The 16,675-nt window shown below is 65.4% G+C and carries 17 protein-coding genes and 2 pseudogenes; 11 read left to right on the top strand and 8 right to left on the bottom strand.

The genetic code is table 11. The annotated features are described in order from the left end of the window. Nucleotides 1-8 precede the first annotated feature (8 nt). The 3 genes and pseudogenes from KY499_RS14455 to ccsB all read left to right on the top strand — a co-directional run bounded on the left by KY499_RS14455 (nucleotide 9) and on the right by ccsB (nucleotide 3,775). Nucleotides 9-764 carry a cytochrome c biogenesis CcdA family protein gene (locus KY499_RS14455; protein ID WP_123254662.1) on the top strand — a complete coding sequence of 252 codons (756 nt, stop codon included), beginning with the start codon at nucleotides 9-11 and terminating at the stop codon, nucleotides 762-764. Beyond that, nucleotides 764-2,671 (top strand): cytochrome c biogenesis protein ResB, encoded by a 1,908-nt coding sequence (locus KY499_RS14460; RefSeq protein ID WP_219885685.1) that lies wholly within the window; start codon nucleotides 764-766, stop codon nucleotides 2,669-2,671. Before KY499_RS14455 ends, KY499_RS14460 begins: the two co-directional genes overlap by 1 nt. Further along, nucleotides 2,671-3,775: pseudogene (gene ccsB / locus KY499_RS14465) on the top strand (c-type cytochrome biogenesis protein CcsB). The gene KY499_RS14460 and the pseudogene ccsB overlap by 1 nt, the downstream one beginning before the upstream one ends. Before the next feature lie 299 nt (nucleotides 3,776-4,074). On the opposite strand, the gene KY499_RS14470 reads toward ccsB, so the two are convergent. Beyond that, complete coding sequence (locus tag KY499_RS14470; RefSeq protein ID WP_258190802.1) at nucleotides 4,075-4,638, bottom strand: hypothetical protein; 564 nt, start codon at nucleotides 4,636-4,638, stop codon at nucleotides 4,075-4,077. A gap of 258 nt (nucleotides 4,639-4,896) precedes the next feature. On the opposite strand from KY499_RS14470, the gene KY499_RS18360 reads away from it, so the two are divergent. Further along, nucleotides 4,897-5,148 carry a hypothetical protein gene (locus tag KY499_RS18360; protein WP_258191130.1) on the top strand — a complete coding sequence of 84 codons (252 nt, stop codon included), beginning with the start codon at nucleotides 4,897-4,899 and terminating at the stop codon, nucleotides 5,146-5,148. Here the strand turns inward: KY499_RS18360 and KY499_RS18365 are convergent. Beyond that, nucleotides 5,093-5,320, bottom strand: a complete 228-nt coding sequence (locus KY499_RS18365) for a PLD nuclease N-terminal domain-containing protein (RefSeq protein ID WP_258190803.1) — start codon at nucleotides 5,318-5,320, stop codon at nucleotides 5,093-5,095. The two genes, KY499_RS18360 and KY499_RS18365, sit on opposite strands and share 56 nt — an antisense overlap. A gap of 146 nt (nucleotides 5,321-5,466) precedes the next feature. Between KY499_RS18365 and KY499_RS14480 the strand changes: the two genes are divergently transcribed. After that, nucleotides 5,467-5,775 (top strand): DUF4229 domain-containing protein, encoded by a 309-nt coding sequence (locus KY499_RS14480; protein WP_123254659.1) that lies wholly within the window; start codon nucleotides 5,467-5,469, stop codon nucleotides 5,773-5,775. Between the two features lie 27 nt (nucleotides 5,776-5,802). On the opposite strand, the gene KY499_RS14485 is transcribed toward KY499_RS14480, so the two are convergent. From KY499_RS14485 to KY499_RS14500, 4 genes are all read right to left on the bottom strand, one after another. Then, nucleotides 5,803-6,684: a 1,4-dihydroxy-2-naphthoate polyprenyltransferase gene (locus KY499_RS14485; RefSeq protein ID WP_123254732.1), complete on the bottom strand. Its 882-nt coding sequence runs from the start codon at nucleotides 6,682-6,684 to the stop codon at nucleotides 5,803-5,805. 61 nt (nucleotides 6,685-6,745) lie between these two features. After that, nucleotides 6,746-7,921, bottom strand: a complete 1,176-nt coding sequence (locus KY499_RS14490; protein ID WP_219885686.1) for an AMP-binding protein — start codon at nucleotides 7,919-7,921, stop codon at nucleotides 6,746-6,748. Between the two features lie 10 nt (nucleotides 7,922-7,931). After that, on the bottom strand, nucleotides 7,932-8,885 hold the full coding sequence (locus tag KY499_RS14495; protein ID WP_123254658.1) for a 1,4-dihydroxy-2-naphthoyl-CoA synthase: 954 nt from the start codon (nucleotides 8,883-8,885) through the stop codon (nucleotides 7,932-7,934). Between the two features lie 69 nt (nucleotides 8,886-8,954). After that, nucleotides 8,955-9,716 (bottom strand): CPBP family intramembrane glutamic endopeptidase, encoded by a 762-nt coding sequence (locus KY499_RS14500; RefSeq protein ID WP_219885687.1) that lies wholly within the window; start codon nucleotides 9,714-9,716, stop codon nucleotides 8,955-8,957. Between the two features lie 68 nt (nucleotides 9,717-9,784). On the opposite strand from KY499_RS14500, the gene KY499_RS14505 reads away from it, so the two are divergent. From KY499_RS14505 to KY499_RS14520, 4 genes and pseudogenes are all read left to right on the top strand, one after another. Next, nucleotides 9,785-10,732 carry a metal ABC transporter substrate-binding protein gene (locus KY499_RS14505; protein WP_123254656.1) on the top strand — a complete coding sequence of 316 codons (948 nt, stop codon included), beginning with the start codon at nucleotides 9,785-9,787 and terminating at the stop codon, nucleotides 10,730-10,732. Further along, nucleotides 10,729-11,502 carry a metal ABC transporter ATP-binding protein gene (locus tag KY499_RS14510; protein ID WP_123254655.1) on the top strand — a complete coding sequence of 258 codons (774 nt, stop codon included), beginning with the start codon at nucleotides 10,729-10,731 and terminating at the stop codon, nucleotides 11,500-11,502. The genes KY499_RS14505 and KY499_RS14510 overlap by 4 nt, the downstream gene beginning before the upstream one ends. A 2-nt stretch (nucleotides 11,503-11,504) precedes the next feature. Continuing rightward, nucleotides 11,505-12,380, top strand: a complete 876-nt coding sequence (locus tag KY499_RS14515) for a metal ABC transporter permease (RefSeq protein WP_183164443.1) — start codon at nucleotides 11,505-11,507, stop codon at nucleotides 12,378-12,380. A gap of 233 nt (nucleotides 12,381-12,613) precedes the next feature. Further along, nucleotides 12,614-14,078 (top strand): annotated as a pseudogene (locus tag KY499_RS14520) (amino acid permease). 117 nt (nucleotides 14,079-14,195) lie between these two features. On the opposite strand, the gene KY499_RS14525 reads toward KY499_RS14520, so the two are convergent. Both KY499_RS14525 and KY499_RS14530 read right to left on the bottom strand, forming a co-directional pair. Beyond that, nucleotides 14,196-14,972 carry a dienelactone hydrolase family protein gene (locus tag KY499_RS14525; protein WP_219887029.1) on the bottom strand — a complete coding sequence of 259 codons (777 nt, stop codon included), beginning with the start codon at nucleotides 14,970-14,972 and terminating at the stop codon, nucleotides 14,196-14,198. Between the two features lie 156 nt (nucleotides 14,973-15,128). After that, entirely contained in the window at nucleotides 15,129-15,305 is a 177-nt protein-coding gene (locus KY499_RS14530) for a CsbD family protein (protein WP_123254653.1), read from the bottom strand. Nucleotides 15,306-15,439: 134 nt separating this feature from the next. Here KY499_RS14530 and KY499_RS14535 point away from each other — a divergent pair, with 134 nt between their 5' ends. Then, nucleotides 15,440-15,913: an SRPBCC family protein gene (locus KY499_RS14535; RefSeq protein ID WP_219885688.1), complete on the top strand. Its 474-nt coding sequence runs from the start codon at nucleotides 15,440-15,442 to the stop codon at nucleotides 15,911-15,913. Further along, nucleotides 15,913-16,587 (top strand): pentapeptide repeat-containing protein, encoded by a 675-nt coding sequence (locus KY499_RS14540; protein WP_219885689.1) that lies wholly within the window; start codon nucleotides 15,913-15,915, stop codon nucleotides 16,585-16,587. Before KY499_RS14535 ends, KY499_RS14540 begins: the two co-directional genes overlap by 1 nt. The last annotated feature ends 88 nt before the right edge of the window (nucleotides 16,588-16,675 follow it).

Genomic DNA, 16,675 nt, shown 5'->3' on the forward strand with positions numbered 1-16,675 from the left:
TCCCCGACGTGAACAGCCCCTTCGCCGAGGCCATTCTTAGCGGCTCGCTATTGCTGGCTGTCCCGGTAGCCCTGCTCGCCGGCCTGGTCTCGTTCCTTTCGCCGTGCGTGCTGCCGCTCGTGCCCGGTTACCTGGGCTACGTGACGGGGCTGACCGGCGTTGACCTCCAACAGCAAAAACGCGGCCGTATGCTGGCCGGTATCGGGCTCTTTGTTTTGGGTTTTTCGGTGATTTTTGTGCTGCTCGGCGGGGCCTTTGGGCAGTTGGGGACGCTGATCACCGGATCGCAAAACCAGTGGATTATCCAGCTCCTCGGCGTCCTGGTGATCATCATGGGGGTCGTTTTTATGGGCGGATTCGGTTGGTTCCAGCGCGACGCCAAAATCCAGGCCAAGCCCCCTGCCGGACTATGGGGCGCGCCGTTGCTGGGCATCACCTTCGGGCTCGGCTGGGCGCCGTGCATCGGGCCGACTTATTCGGCTGTGCAATTGCTCAGCCTGTCCGGCGGATCGTCGGCGGCGAAGGGGGCGTTCCTGGCGTTCGTGTATAGCCTTGGGCTGGGCATTCCCTTCCTGCTGATCGCGCTGGCCGTCCGCCGCGGGATCGGTGTGATGTCCTTCTTCCGCAAGCACCGGCTCGCCATCCAGCGCACCGGCGGCGGCATCCTGATCGTGCTGGGCCTGCTGATGGCCAGCGGCGTGTGGGGGACTTGGGTCTCCGAGTTGCAGTACTGGTTCCAAACCGATGTGAAATTGCCGATCTGATGAGCGAGCGAGTGAACGAAAACAACAAGTCCTGGACCGCCGGCGCAGCGTCCGACGCGGACACGGTGGCCGCCGGCCCCGCCTCACCGGCCAGCACAGACGGTCAGCCAGGCGTGGACGCCCTGGCTGCGGCCAAGACCGACGCCGTCCTGCCGGCTCTGGGACCAATGGGCATGCTCCGCTGGGCCTGGACCCAGCTGACGAGTATGCGGACCGCACTGTTCCTGCTGCTGCTGCTGGCTGTCGCGGCCGTTCCGGGTTCCCTGTTCCCGCAGCGGCCGGCCAATCCTTCGATCGTCACGCAGTACATCAAAGACCGGCCGGAGTACGGGAAGCTCCTGGATTCGCTGCAGCTCTACGATGTGTACTCCTCGGCCTGGTTCTCCGCCATCTATATCCTGCTGTTCATCTCACTGATCGGCTGCGTCGTGCCGCGGGCCATCGTGCACTACAAGGCGATGCGCTCCCAGCCTCCGCGCACTCCCGCGCGGCTCTCCCGGCTGCCTGAAAACGGGACTCTGGTGATCCCCGCCGACGCCGGGATCCCGGCGTCGGACGCCATCAAGGACGCGGCAGCAATTCTGAAGAAGCGCGGCTACCGCGTGGACATCCGGGACAGCGACGGCGCGCGGCCATCCGTGGGAGCCGAGCGCGGCCTGCTGAAGGAAGCCGGCAACCTGGTCTTCCACACATCATTGATCGGCGTCCTGATCTCCGTCGCGGCCGGTGGCCTGTTCGGCTACAGCGGCCAGCGGATCCTGGTCGAGGGAGACACCTTCGTGAATACGCTGGTGGGCTATGACCAGTTCACGCCCGGCACCAACTTCCAGAGCAGCCAACTCCAGCCCTACTCCGTCCAGCTGGAAAAGTTCAACATCACCTTCGACCGCGAATCCCAGGGCAAGTTCGGACAGCCCATTGATTTCACGGCCGAGGTGACCACCAAGGACGATCCGGACGCGCCCGCCAAGCAGGAAGTGCTTAAGGTCAACGATCCGCTGACCCTCGGAGACACGAGCGTTTACCTGACCGGCAACGGCTACGCCCCGGTCGTCACCGTCCGCGACGGCGACGGCAACATCGCCCTGCAGGGACCGGTGATCGCCAAGCTGCAGGGTGATAACTACTATTCCTCCGTCGTGATCAAAGTTCCCGATGCTAAGCCGGACCAGCTCGCCTTCGCCGGCTTCTTCCTGCCCACCGCGTTCATCACCGACGAGGGCGTCTCCTTCAGCGGCGATCCCGAGCTGATCAACCCGCAACTGACGCTGAACTCGTACTACGGCAACCTCGGCCTCGACGAGGGTGCCCCACAGAACGTCTTCGAGCTGGATGTCAAGGACCTGACGCGGCTCAACGCGCGGGACCTGGATACCAAGGGCATTATATTGGTGCCCGGCAGCACGCAGGTCCTCCCGGACGGCAAGGGCACCATCACCTTCGACGGCATCAAGCGCTACATCGGCGTCGATATCCACCACAACCCCGGCCAGCTCTACGCGCTCATCTTTGCCCTCCTGGCCGTGGCCGGCCTCGTCACGTCGCTGTACGTGAACCGCCGCCGGGTCTGGGTCTGCACTGCTGCCCACGCGGGCGGCGGCACGATGGTGGAATACGGCCTCCTGGCCCGCGGCGAGGACCACCGGCTCGCCGGTGAAGCCTCCGCCATCCGCAAGCTCCTGGCTGCTCAATGGGATCTGGCGCCTGATACTTCCGCCGCTGAAGGAGCTGCTGCTGAAACATCCTCACAGTCTGCTCCCAGCCCCGCAGCGGATAATGACCGGGCTGCAGCCGGCCGGATTGCCACCGACCCGTCCGGCGCCGGTAACCAGAACGAATCCCCGGAGCCAGCAGCCGGCCTGACCCCGTCAACAACCGGCTCACCCGAGCCAAAGAAGGATCAGTAATGCCCGCCATTAACGAAACCATGGGCCAGTACAGCGAGCTCTTTATGCTGCTGGCGGCCGGCACCTACACCGTGGCCTTCATCGCGTTCGCGTGGGACCTGGCCAAGAGCAGCAAGATGCTGCGGGCCGTGGACCTCAAGGCCGCGGAGCTTTCCGGCGCGGCCTCCGCCGTGGCCGCGCGCGTTCCGGCCAGCGTGGGAGCCGGCAGCAGTGACCGGGTCGACTCGCACCTCAGCGGTCCCGTGGGCCGCGCCGAGCGCCCGACGTCGGCTACTGCCGGAAGCGCCAGGGGCGGTTCCGGCGTCGGCCGGACCGCCGACGGCGACATGCGCTACGCCGGCGATCGCCGCGTTCCGGCCCGGGTCGCCGTCGCGCTGACAATCCTGGGCGTGGCGATCCACGCCGCAGGTGTGCTGACGCGTGCGCTCGGCTCGGGCCGGGTGCCGTGGGGCAACATGTACGAATTCCTCACCACTGGAGCCTTCGTGGCGGTGGCCGTGTTCCTGCTGGCCCTGATCCGCCGCGACCTGCGCTTCCTCGGGACGTTCGTGACTGGCCTCGCCATCATCATGCTGGTCGCGGCATCCGTGGCCTACTGGACGCCCGTGGGCCACCTCGTGCCTGCGCTGCAGAGCTACTGGCTGATCATCCACGTCTCCATCGCCGTGCTGTCCTCCGCGCTGTTCACCCTGACCTTCGCCATGTCCGCGCTGCAGCTCGTCCAGGCGCACCGGCAAAAGACCATCGCGGCCGGCGGGGCGGACAAGCTGGGCTTTATGCGCCTCGTGCCGACCGCGCTGAGCCTGGAAAACCTCTCCTACCGGATCAACGCGATTGCCTTCGTCGGCTGGACCTTCACATTGATGTTCGGTGCCATCTGGGCAGAGAAGGCCTGGGGCCGCTTCTGGGGCTGGGACACCAAGGAAGTCTGGACGTTCGTGATCTGGGTGGTCTACGCCGGCTACCTGCACGCCCGGGCCACCCGCGGCTGGACCGGGACCCGCGCGGGCCTGGCTCTCGATCGTCGGCTACCTGTGCGTGGTCTTCAACTTCACGATCGTGAACCAGTTCTTCAACGGCCTGCACTCCTACTCGGGGCTGTAGCCACGTAACGGCAGCCGCTACGGGGGCAGCAGCTGCGGGCTGCCGCTGGACCGCCTGACGTCGGGCTGCCCGCCGGTTTGCCACGAATGGCCGCTAAGCGACGGGCTTAGCCATTTGCGTCCATTGGGGTGAGGGCAGGGCGGGGCTGGCCCATCCGGGAGGGTGGCTCCGGGCTCCAACCGCGCTCGATCGAGGCCGCCCGAACCCGGGTCACGGCGCGTGGCTCCCTTCCCGCGCCAAAGGGCGTGAGATCCCACCGTGTCAGAACCACCACCCGCCATCCTGCGTCCCTGGCATTCTCATCCCGAGAGATGTCGCTGCGTCGCTGAGCCGGGTCGGCGTGATGTCTCCGGATCCTGGATCCAGCGGCCGGTCCCGTCGAACAATGGCACGTTGATGCCGGGTTCGGGCAGGCCATACCGGATCAGGAGCAGCCGGAGTTCAGTCTCCTTCGGCGAATCCGTGCCAGCCCGGATCAGTGTCCGCGCCTGAAGTGCGCGACGATAGCCGCTCCTGCCCCGCATTCCTGCGAGAAAAGCATCCATCGCCGCGGTCGTGGACGCCGGGTTCTTCCGCCTGAGCAAGAAGTCCCCGGCTATCACCAACTCGTCGAGACTGAGGATTCCCGCGAGGTCGAACCAGGTGCGGAGCGCAGACGTGCACTGCACCAGGCGACCGGCAGTGACTTCGTCAGGTTGCAGGACTTTTTGGTGGCCGATGGTGCCCATGCGCCGTACCGCGTGCCGGCCCGGCGGGTACGTGAGGTGGACGAGGGTGCAGCGGTTAAGGGACAGCGGCAGCGGGAAACCCCACAACTCCGCGGCCGAGGTATGGCTGACGACGGCGCCGGTTGCGGCCGTCAATGCACGCGCGCGTTCCAGCAGGCTCTCCGTGGCGCCAGGGGCGGCCCGGACTCAGTAGCAGGGACTTGCCAGATCAGCTGCCCGCGTCCGGCGCCGGCTCACCCCGGCGACGCGCGCCGCAGGCCCGGTGTGGGGGAGAAGTTGGGTCCGGATCAGACTCCGGATCAGGGGTCGACTAGCCGGAGTGTCGCTGCGATTTGTCGCATAAGGCCGCCAAGGCCGGCGCATACCGGCCATTTGTGACAAATGGGCGGCGGGATGAGGGCGTCCGGAGGAGACCTACTTGACCTCGTCGGTACCGGCGTCGCCGGAACTGTTGCCTCCGCGCGCGTCGCCGGTGCCGTCGTCGAGCTTGTGTTCCTTGGCGTCGAGTTCGTCCTTGAGCTTTTTGAGCCGATCTGCTTCCGCCTGATTGCGGCGACGGAGTTCCAGATTGCGCAGGAACTCGGGGTCGTCATCCGGCGCGACGGGTTGGCGGTACTTGCTGGGCGCGGGGGCCCGTGCCTTTAGGGCGGCCGATCAGGAACCAGAGGACGGCGCCGATGACGGGGAGGACGACCTGCACGACTATCCAGGCAGGCTTGGAGATTCCCTTCGTCTGGCGCGCGTCAGTCCGGATCACATCGATGAGTCCATAGACAAATACGACGAGAACGGCGACCACAACTACAACACGGAGCATATCTCCAGTCTAAGCCTCCGGGGCAGGTCCCGGCGTCGATCCTGATCCAGCGCTGCCGGCCGTGGGCGCGGCGGTGGTCGCGGGGTGTCCGGCCCTCCTCACGTCCGGCGGGACAGTGCGTCCCGCCGGACGGCTAAACTGGGACGGTGGCTTTCCTCAAATACACCCTGATCCGTCTGGCGCTTTTTGTGCCGTTGTTCGCCGTCTTCGTATACCTGCAGCTTGGCTGGCTGCTCGCCGTCGTATGCGCCGGTACGATGGCTTTCGCCATCAGCTACCTGTTCTTCAAAAAGCAGCGGGACGCCGCGACGGCGAACCTGCACGAGCGCTTCTCGGGCAAGGCCAAACCGCTCCGCAGTGCCGGGGAAGTTGCCGACGCCGACGCCGAAGACCGCCTGGTCGATGCCCATCCGGACGTTACCGTCCGCCGGGACAAGCGCCCCGAGGACTCCTAGGGCCCTGGATCCCCGAAGAACGGGCGCTTAGAAGCCGTGGCTTAGGACCAGGCCTGCGGAGAAGAGCGCCGCGTAGCCGAGGTTGATTAGCCCGGTCTGCTTGAGCACGGGAATGAGGCTCTTGCGGCGTCGTCCGGAAATCATCAGCCAGGACGGCATGAGGCTGGCCGGGATGAGGAGCAGCACAATGAGCATCCATGGCCGCGCGGGAGCCAGGACTATCACCAGCAGGATGGCGAGGGCCAGCATCAGCACGTAGCTTTCGCGGGCGTGCTTGTCCCCGAGCCGCACGGCCAGGGTCTTCTTCCCGGCCTTCCGGTCAGTGGGGATGTCACGGACATTGTTTGCCATCAGCAGTGCGTCGGCGATCAGCCCCGTGCCGATGGCCCCGATGACGGCCGGGAGGCTGAGTTGTCCGGCCTGCGTATACGTGGTTCCCAGCGTGGCCACGAGCCCGAAGAAGACAAACACAAACACGTCACCCAACCCGAGGTAGCCGTACGGGTTTTTGCCGCCTGTGTACCCCCAGGCCGCCAGAACGCAGCCCAGCCCCACCAGGATCAGCCACCACGCCTGGGTGATGATCACCAGGGCCAGGCCGAACAGCATGGCGATCCCGAACGCCCCAAAGGCCGCCCACTTGACGTGTTCCGGCTTAGCCGCGCCGGAGCCGACAAGCCGCAGCGGGCCCACCCGGTCCTCATCGGTGCCGCGGATGCCGTCGGAGTAGTCATTGGCGTAGTTCACCCCGATCTGCAGCAGCAGGGCAACGAGCGCGGCCAGCACGGCGTTGACGGGACGGAACGAACCCAGCTCGTAAGCGGCCGCGGTGCCGATCAGGACCGGGGCAATCGCGGCGGGAAGGGTGCGCAGACGGGCGCCTTGGGTCCATTGTGCGGCTGTGGCCACGGTCAATACCTCGTGTTGTTCGGGTGCGGGTAACGGTTCGGACGGGCCGGGTGCGGCCTGTCTATCTTCCCTGATGCAGCGAGTCCAGCAGAATGGCCATGCCGAGCCGGTCCGGCTTCCCGTTCGGGAGCATCATCAATTCTGCCGCGGCCTGCACGGTTTTCGGAGCCTTGCGACCCAGCGCCGCCCCCCAGGAACCGTGCTGACCGGCCTTAAAAGCCTCGATACCCTCCGGTGAGCTGTCGGCCAGCGCAACGTATGCGGCCACGGCCTGGCCCCATTCCGTAGACGGGACGCCGGTCACGAAGGCGGCCAGCACGCCGTCGAGCTTCTCCAACTCCGACTCCACCCGGGCAGCGGAGACTTTGACGCCGCCGGTGATGATGACGTCATCCACCCGGCCCGCGACGGTGAGTTTCCCGTCCGCATCGATGGCACCCAGGTCGCCCGTGCGGTACCAGCGGACGCCATCTTCCTCGACGAAGGTCCCGGCAGTCAGGTCCGGGGCGCCCAGGTATCCCGCGGCGAGGGTGGCGCCGCCGAGCAGGATGCGGCCCTCGGCATCCACCCGGACCAGGACGTTCTCCAGCGGGAAGCCGTCATAGATGCAGCCGCCGCATGATTCCGCGGCGCCGTACGTTGTCACAACCCGGACCCCGGCGTCGCGGGCCGCCGCGAGCAGTTCGGGCGCGGCGGGCGCGCCGCCGATCAGGACTGCGTTGAAGCGCCGGAGTGCGGCAATGGTTTCCGGGGACGGCGAATCCAGGAGCCGTTTAAGCTGGGTTGGCACCAGCGACGTGAAGCGGAACTTGTCGGTGAGTTCCAGCGCCGCGGCGGTGAACGCCTCGGGCGTGAAGCCGTCGCTGAGGTCCATGACCCAGGGCCGCGTTCCGGCGAACAACGACCGGACCAACACCTGGATGCCTGCCACATACTGCAGCGGTAACGCCAACAGCCATTGCCCTTCCCCCTTGAGTGCGAACGCGGTCGCCATCGAGGACGCGGCGAGCGCCTCGACGGTGAGGACCGTGGCTTTCGGCGTGCCGGTGGATCCTGAAGTCCGCACCACGATGGCGGCATCGTCGATGCCGGGCGTCTCCACCAGCCGTACCACGGTGTTGCCGTCCTGATCGGCTGAGAGTTCGACGGCGGGCCCCTCGCCGTGGAGGGCGGCGGCCAGAGCCTTCAACGCGGGGTCGATGTCCAGGGGTCCGGAAATCACGGATCCAGAAGTCATGGCGTGTGTCCTAGAAGTAGTACGGGAAGTTGGACCAGTCCGGATCACGTTTCTCCAGGAAGGCCTCCTTGCCTTCCACCGCCTCGTCCGTCATGTAGGCCAAACGCGTGGCCTCACCGGCGAAGACCTGCTGGCCGGCCAGCCCATCATCGGCCAGATTGAAGGCGAACTTGAGCATCCGGATCGCCTGCGGGGACTGCCGGGCGATATCCGCGGCGTATTCCAGGGCCACGTCCTCGAGCCGGTCGTGGTCCACGGCCTCGTTGACGGCGCCCATTCGCACCATGTCCTCGGCAGAATATTCACGGGCAAGGAAGAAAATCTCGCGGGCGGCCTTCTGGCCGATCTGCCGGGCGAGCAGCGCGGAGCCGTAGCCGGCGTCGAAACTGCCGACCGTGGCGTCGGTCTGCTTGAACTTTCCATGCTGCCGGGACGCGATCGTGAGGTCCGCGACCACATGGAGGGAGTGGCCGCCGCCCGCCGCCCAGCCGTTCACGACGGCGATAACCACTTTGGGCATGGTGCGCATGAGCCGCTGGACTTCCAGGATGTGGAGCCGGCCGGCACGGGCAGGGTCGACGGTCTCCTGTGTTTCGCCGTCTGCGTACCGGTATCCGTCGCGGCCGCGGATCCGCTGGTCCCCGCCGGAGCAGAAGGACTGCCCGCCGTCTTTGGCGGACGGCCCGTTCCCGGTGAGCAGCACGGTGGCGACGTTCGGGGTCATCCGGGCGTGGTCCATGGCGCGGTAAAGCTCATCCACGGTGCCGGGCCGGAACGCGTTGCGGACCTCGGGCCGGTTGAACGCGATCCGGACGGTGGGCAGGTCCCGGAGTATCGATCCGTCCGCGGATCGTTCCACCTGCCGGTGGTAGGTCATGTCCTGGAAGTCGTCGAAGCCGGACACAGTGCGCCACCGGGACGGGTCGAAGACGTCGGATACCTTGGCGGGGATTTCGTTGCTCACAGTCAGAGTCTAGTAATTGCCTCAGCTGATACAGAACTCATTGACCCCGCGCTTTTTCGGGAACGGGTTCTACGGCTGGATTTGCTGCAGTTGCTCAAGGACGTCGGGCGGGACCGCGTAAATGAAAATGACCGCCAGGAGGTTCTTCGCGGCGTGGACGAGGTAGGCGAACATGACGTTCTTTCCCGTCCAGACATAGACGAACACCAGGACGGCGCCCATCGCGAGATAAGGCATCAGGGCCTGGAGCGTCACGGCTTCCTGTCCGACGATGTGCAGGGCCGCGAACAGCACCACGGACAACGCGCAGCAGGCCCAGAGGTTGATTCGACGGCTCAGTTTTCCGATCAGGAGGTGCCGGAAGATGTATTCCTCGACAAACGGGCCCACGATCACCAGCAAGGGCACCATCAGCCACGCCGGCACCTGCTGCATCAGCGCCTGTAGACCGGCCTGGTTCGCGGATGTCTGGACCGGGCCGCTGAGCGCTACCAGAACCGCCGTCAGGATCAGCATCGCCACCAGCGACACCGGAACCATGAGCAGGGTGAACCACGGCCGGGTGGCGAGAATCCTCACATCACGTGCCGCGATGGTCCGGACCGCCGCCAAAGCGAGCACGCCGATGGTCCCGTAGAAGATCAGGTTCACGCCGTAGGACGCCACGGCCAGGTTGGGCGAGAGCTGGACCAGCAGCGGAGCCAGCAGATCACCGCCCAGCGTGAAGAAGCCCGCCACGGCCACATAGAGCGAGGCGGTGGTCAAATCGAGACGGGAGAACCGGTATAGCTCCGGGTTCGGCGCCGGTGGTCTGCGGAGAGCTGTGCCCATGCCACTAGCCTATCGTTCCTCCGGATACGCGTTGCGGGCGGAAGCCGGCGCCCCGTAGAATATTCGGTATGCCTAAAAAACTGTTTCGGTGCGCCAAAAGTATTCGTCAGGCTGTTGTGGCCGCCGTCACGGCGACTCTCGTCCTGACGGTGGCGGCCTGCAGCGGCGCGGCCGGCGAGACGCCCGACGACGGGCGGCCGGTGGTGCTGACCACCTTCACGGTGCTCGCCGACGTGGCCCAAAACGTGGCCGGGGACAAGCTGCGGGTCGAATCGATCACCAAGCCCGGCGCCGAAATCCACGGGTATGAGCCCACTCCGGGCGATATCCGGAAAGCCTCCGCAGCGGACCTGATTCTGGACAACGGGCTGAACCTCGAGGCGTGGTTCAGCCAATTCGTGGAAGGGCTGGACGTTCCGCACGCCGTTGTAAGTGATGGCGTGGAAATCATGCAGATCGGCGAAGACTCCTACCAGGGCAAACCGAACCCGCACGCGTGGATGTCCCCGGTAAACGTTCAGCTCTACGTGGACAACATGGTCACGGCGTTCTCGAAACTTGATCCGGAGAATGCCGCCGTGTTCGAGGCCAACGCCGCAGCCTACAAAGCCGAGCTTCAGACGGTGAAGGACGAGATGATCCAGAAGCTCGCCGGCGTCCCGGAGAGCCAGCGGGCACTGGTCACGTGCGAAGGCGCTTTCTCCTATCTGGCGCGTGATGCCGGACTCCGGGAGGTCTATATCTGGGCCGTCAACGCGGAACAGCAGGCGACCCCGCAGCAAATTACCCGGGCCATTGAATATGTGAAAGCCAACCAGGTCCCCGCAGTGTTCTGCGAATCCACCGTCTCGGACGCGCCGATGCAGCAGGTAGTCGGCGCAACAAACGCCAAATTCGGCGGCGTGCTGTACGTGGATTCGCTCTCCGAATCCGGTGGCCCCGTGCCCACGTATCTGGATCTCATCCGGCACGACTCCAATCTCATCACAGCAGCCCTGACGGGAGCCTCATCATGAGCAGTCCGGCAATTCTGGTGGACGGCGTCACCGTCCACTACGGCGAGGTCCTGGCGCTCGACGCCGCGTCGCTGACGCTTGGCGCGGCCCGGATCTGCGGGCTGATCGGCATGAACGGCTCCGGAAAGTCCACGCTTTTCAAAGTGATCATGGGAATGGTCAAGCCCGACGCCGGCCGGGTCCTCATCCACGGGGAATCACCGGCCATAGCCCGCAAGGCCGGCGGCATCGGGTATGTCCCGCAGAGCGAGGATGTGGACTGGCAGTTCCCGCTGTCCGTCCATGACGTGGTGATGATGGGCCGCTACGGCCATCAGGGATTCACGCGGCGACCCTCCAAAGCCGACCGTGCCGCCGTCGACCATGCACTCGACCGCGTGGAACTCTCGGAGTTCGCAGGCCGGCAAATCGGGCAGCTCTCCGGCGGCCAAAAGAAACGCGCGTTCGTGGCCCGGGGGATAGCCCAGGGTGCCACCACGATGCTCCTGGACGAGCCGTTTGCCGGGGTGGACAAGCGCTCGGAAGCCACCATCAGCAGGCTCCTGCGGGAGCTTTCCGCGGACGGCTGCACGATCCTCCTTTCCACGCACGACCTGCACGCACTGCCGCAACTGTGCGACGAAGCGGTGCTGCTCATGCGCAAGGTCCTGATGCACGGACCGCCCGAGGAGGCCTTGAAGCCCGAGAACCTGGCGATGGCCTTTGGACTTGACGTCCTCAACCGGGATCTTCCGGACAGCGGCATACCGAGCCGGCAGGCCGGAAGCTGACCATGGATCTCATTAGTCTTGTTATGGAGCCTCTCGGCTACGGCTTTATGGTCCGGGCAATCATCACAACGGCGCTGGCGGCGATTGTGTGCGCCGTGCTGAGCTGCTGGCTGGTGCTGATCGGCTGGTCGCTGATGGGGGACGCCGTCTCCCACGCCGTGCTGCCGGGCGTTGTGCTCGCCTACATCGCGGGGGTGCCCTTTACCCTCGGCGCGCTGGTGTTTGCGCTGATCGCGGTGACCCTGATCGGCGTTGTCCGCAACACCAGCCGGGTGAAGGAGGACGCGGCCATCGGCATCGTGTTCTCCTCGCTCTTTGCGCTGGGCCTGGTGCTGATCTCTGTCACGCCGAGCCAAACGGACCTCAACCACATCATCTTCGGCAACCTGCTGGGCGTCAGCGTCCCGGACCTGATTCAGGTGCTCGTCCTGGGGGTCGTGGCTTTCGCCATCCTGATCCTCAAGCGCCGGGACCTTACGCTGTACGCCTTCGATCCCACCCACGCCCACGCGATCGGCCTGTCCCCGAAGCGCCTCGGGGCGCTGCTGCTGGGTCTCCTCGCGCTGACGTCCGTTGTGGCGCTGCAGACGGTGGGGGTGGTGCTGGTTGTGGCCATGCTGATCATTCCGGGCGCCACGGCCTACCTCCTGACGGACAGTTTCTCCCGCATGCTGCTGATCGCCCCGGTCATCTCCGCGGTTTGCTCCGTCACGGGCATCTACCTCAGCTACTACCTGGACACCGCCTCCGGCGGAATGGTTGTGCTGGCGCAAAGCGCGGTGTTCGCCGCCGTCTACCTGTTCAGCCCGCGGCAGGGCCTGATCGGCACCCGGCTGGCGATGGCCCGCCGCAGGAAAGCGGCCCTGCTGGCCGCATGATTCGGCACCGCCTTCGCGGGGCAGCCGTGCACGGACAAGGCCAGCGCGCGGAGCGCAGTGTTGTGCCGGTCACGCCCGGGTGACGGAAGCGCGTAGGATAGTCAGGCCGTCCGAAACTTCGACCTCGCATGAGGTCCGGCGCAGATTATTGCCCTACCAGCAAATTGCTGCGAATTTCGTACGCGACAGCCACGGCCCGATCCCGGCCATAACTTGAGTTGCAAGGAACAGTTGTGCCCCAAAGTACCCCTACAAAACTTCACAGCGCGCAGGCTACAGCCGCCGTCGTCGACCCAACCCTCACCGCCGAGGGTTACAAGAGGACGCTGAGCCGCCGTCACGTCACCATGATCGCGATGGGCGGTGCCATCGGTGTCGGACTCTTTATGGGAGCCGGAGGCCGTCTCGCCTCCACCGGCCCCGCGCTCGTCTTCTCCTACGCCATTGCCGGGGTCATCGCCTACCTGCTCATGCGGGCCCTGGGCGAACTGATCATGTACCGCCAGACCTCCGGGTCCTTCGTCAGCTACGCCGGCGAAATGTTCGGCAAAAAGGGCGCCTACCTTTCCGGCTGGATGTATTTCATCAACTGGGCCATGACCGGCATCGCCGAACTCATCGCGATTGGCCTGTACTTCCAGTTCTTCTTCCCCAATGTCCCAGTCGAACTCTCCGCCATTGCCGCACTCGTGCTGCTCGTGGGCGTGAATCTGCTCAGCGTCAAGGCTTTTGGCGAGTTTGAATTCTGGGCATCATGCCTCAAGGTCGCCGCCATTGTGATCTTCCTGGCTGTGGGCACCTTTATGGTGGTCACCAATGCGAAGGTCGGCGACGGCAACGCCTCGGTCAGTAACCTCTTCCACGATGACGGCGGCATGTTCCCCAAGGGCGGGCTGGTGATGATTCTGGTCCTGAACGCCGTGATTTTCGCCTACAACGCGATCGAGCTCGTGGGCATTACGGCGGGCGAGATGAAAAACCCGGAGCGCGAAGTGCCCCGGGCGATCCGCGCCGTCGTGTTCCGCATCGTTGTGTTCTACGTCGGCTCCGTGACCCTGCTGGCAATGCTGTTGCCCTCGGACCAGTACAAGGCCGGCGAGTCGCCGTTCGTCACCGTGTTCGGCCAGATGGGCCCTGCCCTGGATGGGCGATGTGATGAACATGATCGTTATCACCGCGGCGCTGTCCTCGTGTAATTCGGGTCTGTATTCGATCGGCCGGATTTTCCGCACCATGGCCAACAATGGGCATGCCCCGCAGTGGCTCACCAAAATGTCCAGCCGCCATGTGCCGTTCGCGGCTATCTTTGCAATCGCGGGCGTCTACTTCGTCGGCATCCTGTTGAACGTCTGGCTGGGCGGATCGCACGCGTTCGACCTGGCGCTGAACTCCGCGTCAATCGGCGTGATTTTCACCTGGGGCTCGATTTTCGCGAGCCAGATCGCCCTGCGCCGCAAGAAGGGCCTGGTCTCCTCCCTGCCGATGCCTGGTGCCCCGTGGACCAGCTGGGCGGGACTGGTGGCACTGCTGGCCATTACGGTGCTGATTGGCTTTGACTCCATGACCGACAAAGCCACCGGCGAAGTCTTCCCGCTGGGCCTGTGGACCCTGGCCACGATCCCGTTCTTCGCCCTCGTGCTGTGGCTGGGCTGGCAGAAGGTTAAGGACAACGAGCCCAAGAGCGAGCTCTTCAGCTAGCCTGCCCCTCAGCGGAACCCGCTTCGGCAACAAGCGACAGCGGCAAACGACGGCGGCACCCTGTTCGGGGTGCCGCCGTCGCCGCAGGGTCGCCGGTGCTTGCCGGTGCGTAGTCCTTCACCTGCCGGCCGAGGGCGGATCCTTCAGGTGACGGGCGAAATGGTCGTCGATCCGCTGCCAGGCTTCCGGTGCCGATTGCGGATCCGGCCCGATGCCCATGACCCGATACAGCGGACGCAGCAGTCTTGGGCCCACCGGCACCTCGTTGAGGAACGCATGCCCGGCGGCAGCGAATTCCTGGATGTCGTGTTCCACGCCCAGTCCATCGAGCGCCGCAGCGAGCTTATCCGCCGCCTCCGGCAGCGTCCGGTCCCTCCCGCCGAAGTTCGCCACGATCGGGCACGACCCGGCCAGAACCCCGGGATCTTTGGGTATTTTGCCGTAGTTCACGGCGGCGGCATCGAAGCCGTCATGGGCAATGAGCAGGGCGAAGCCGCCGCCCATGCAGAATCCGATGACGCCGATTTTCCCGGTGGTCTGTCCGGATTCCAGCAGCCAGGCCCGTGCCGCGGCCAAATCCGTGAAGGCGCGGCCCGCGCCGGCGGCGAGCGAGCGCATTGTCGCGACGAGGCAGCGGCGGGCACCGCCGTCGCTGTACAGGTCCACGGCCAACGTCACATAACCGGAGGCGGCCAACCTGTCTGCGTGCCGTACCGTGTTCTCGTCCAGGCCGAAGGCTTCGTGGATCATCAGGACGGCGGGGAACGGCCCGTCGCCCGCCGGGCGGACGAGATAGCCGCGGAGCGCGGGGGAGCCGCCGGCGGCGGTGCTGGCCGCGCCGAGATCGATGTTGCTGAACCCGGCCCCGGCTCGGCCCGGGTTCGCTCTGGCCATCATGGAGTCCTCACGGTTGGCGTCTTCCGTCATGCTTATCGGACCTGTCCTGCGCCGCGCCAGAACCCGGCAGTACCCGGGACGGAAAATTTGGGCACAAAAAACGGTGCCGGGCTTCCCCCAAAGGAAAGTCCGGCACCGCGGGTATCTCCAAGACTAGTCTCTCTTGAAGGCGTCCTTGACGTTTTCGCCGACCTTCTTCGCGTCAGCTGCGACTTGGTCCTTCTGTCCCTCGGCCCGCAGTTCTTCGTTATTCGTGGCGTCTCCGGTAGCTTCCTTGGCTTTTCCGCCAAGGTGCTGTGCCTCGTTCTGGATCTTGTCTCCAATGCCCATGGTACGAACCGTCTTCCCTTAGAAGTTGAATCCAACAATTCCACGGTAACACAAAGCATGCTTAGTAGTTCAAGGGGTGTACGGATACGAGTGATGGCGTGAGGATGTGGTCCCGCGCGGCTAGGCTCGACGTCATGGAGCACACTATGATCCTCACGCAACGCATTCACGCCCCGGCCGGCGCCGTCTGGTCCGTCATTTCGGATATTCCGGGATCGGCAGCCACGCTGTCCGGCATCGAGTCCGTCCAGATGCTGTCTGATGGGCCCTACGCTGTGGGGACCCGCTGGAAAGAGACCCGCAGCATGATGGGCCGCTGCGAAACGGTGGAAATGTGGGTTTCCGCGAGCGAGCCGCCGGCCCCGGGCCGCGGCGGCAGCACCACGGTCAAGGCGTTCCAGGGCGGCGCCGACTACACCTCGCGGTTCATCCTGGCGGAGCGCGACGGCGGGACGGACCTCACGCTCACGTTTGGCGCCGAGCTGGTCGAACCCACCCGGTTCAACAAGATCATGATGGCGGTCTTCGGCGGGATCGGCATGCGGATCACCGGCAAGGCGCTCTCCCGGGATCTCAAGGAAATTGCCGCCAGGGCCGAGTCGCTCTGATGGGCCGCAGTTCCGGTGCAGGCAGGCCGCAGCCGGCTGCGCCGAGGCTGGCGCCCGTCCGGCTGGCGGAGTTGCGCGATGACGCGTCCCCGGATTTCCGGCGCGGTGAGCGGTACGACGGCGTCCGGTACACCAGGGCGTCAGCGGACGGGCTGGAACTGAGCGGCATGGATTTTCTGGAGTGTGAGTTCGCCGGAATTTCGTTCAATGAAACCCAGTTGCGCGGCGCCACCTTCCGCGACTGCGTGCTGGCTGAGGTCTATGCGCCGGTCTTTACGGCGGCACGTACGGTTCTGCGCGATGTGGAGGTCAGTAACCCGCGCTGGGGATCAGCGGAACTCTATGAGAGCGGCTGGCAGTCGGTACGGATCGACGGCGGCAAGCTGGACTACCTGAACCTGCGTGGTTCCACGCTGACGGATGTGCAAATCAGCGACTGCATTATCAACGAGCTGGATCTGGGCTCCTGCACCGCGACGCGGGTGGCGCTCAAGAACTGCACCATCGGTACCCTCGATGTCAGCGGCGCCAAACTTAAGGACGTTGACGTCCGGACAACTGAGTTCCGGGTGGTCAGCGGGCTGGGCAGTCTCGCCGGACTCGTCATCGACGACAACCAGCTCACCCTGCTCGCCCCGCTGCTAGCTGCCCACCTCGGCGTCGTGGTCGCGTAGGCGGTGGCCGCGTCATCCGCCCGGTGTGATTGACCCCGAGCGACCGCCGTGTAATCTTTATAGAACGAACGGTCGGTAAATGATGCGC

It is taken from the genome of Arthrobacter sp. PAMC25284, from assembly GCF_019443425.1.
Taxonomy (GTDB): Bacteria; Actinomycetota; Actinomycetes; order Actinomycetales; family Micrococcaceae; genus Arthrobacter; species Arthrobacter oryzae_A.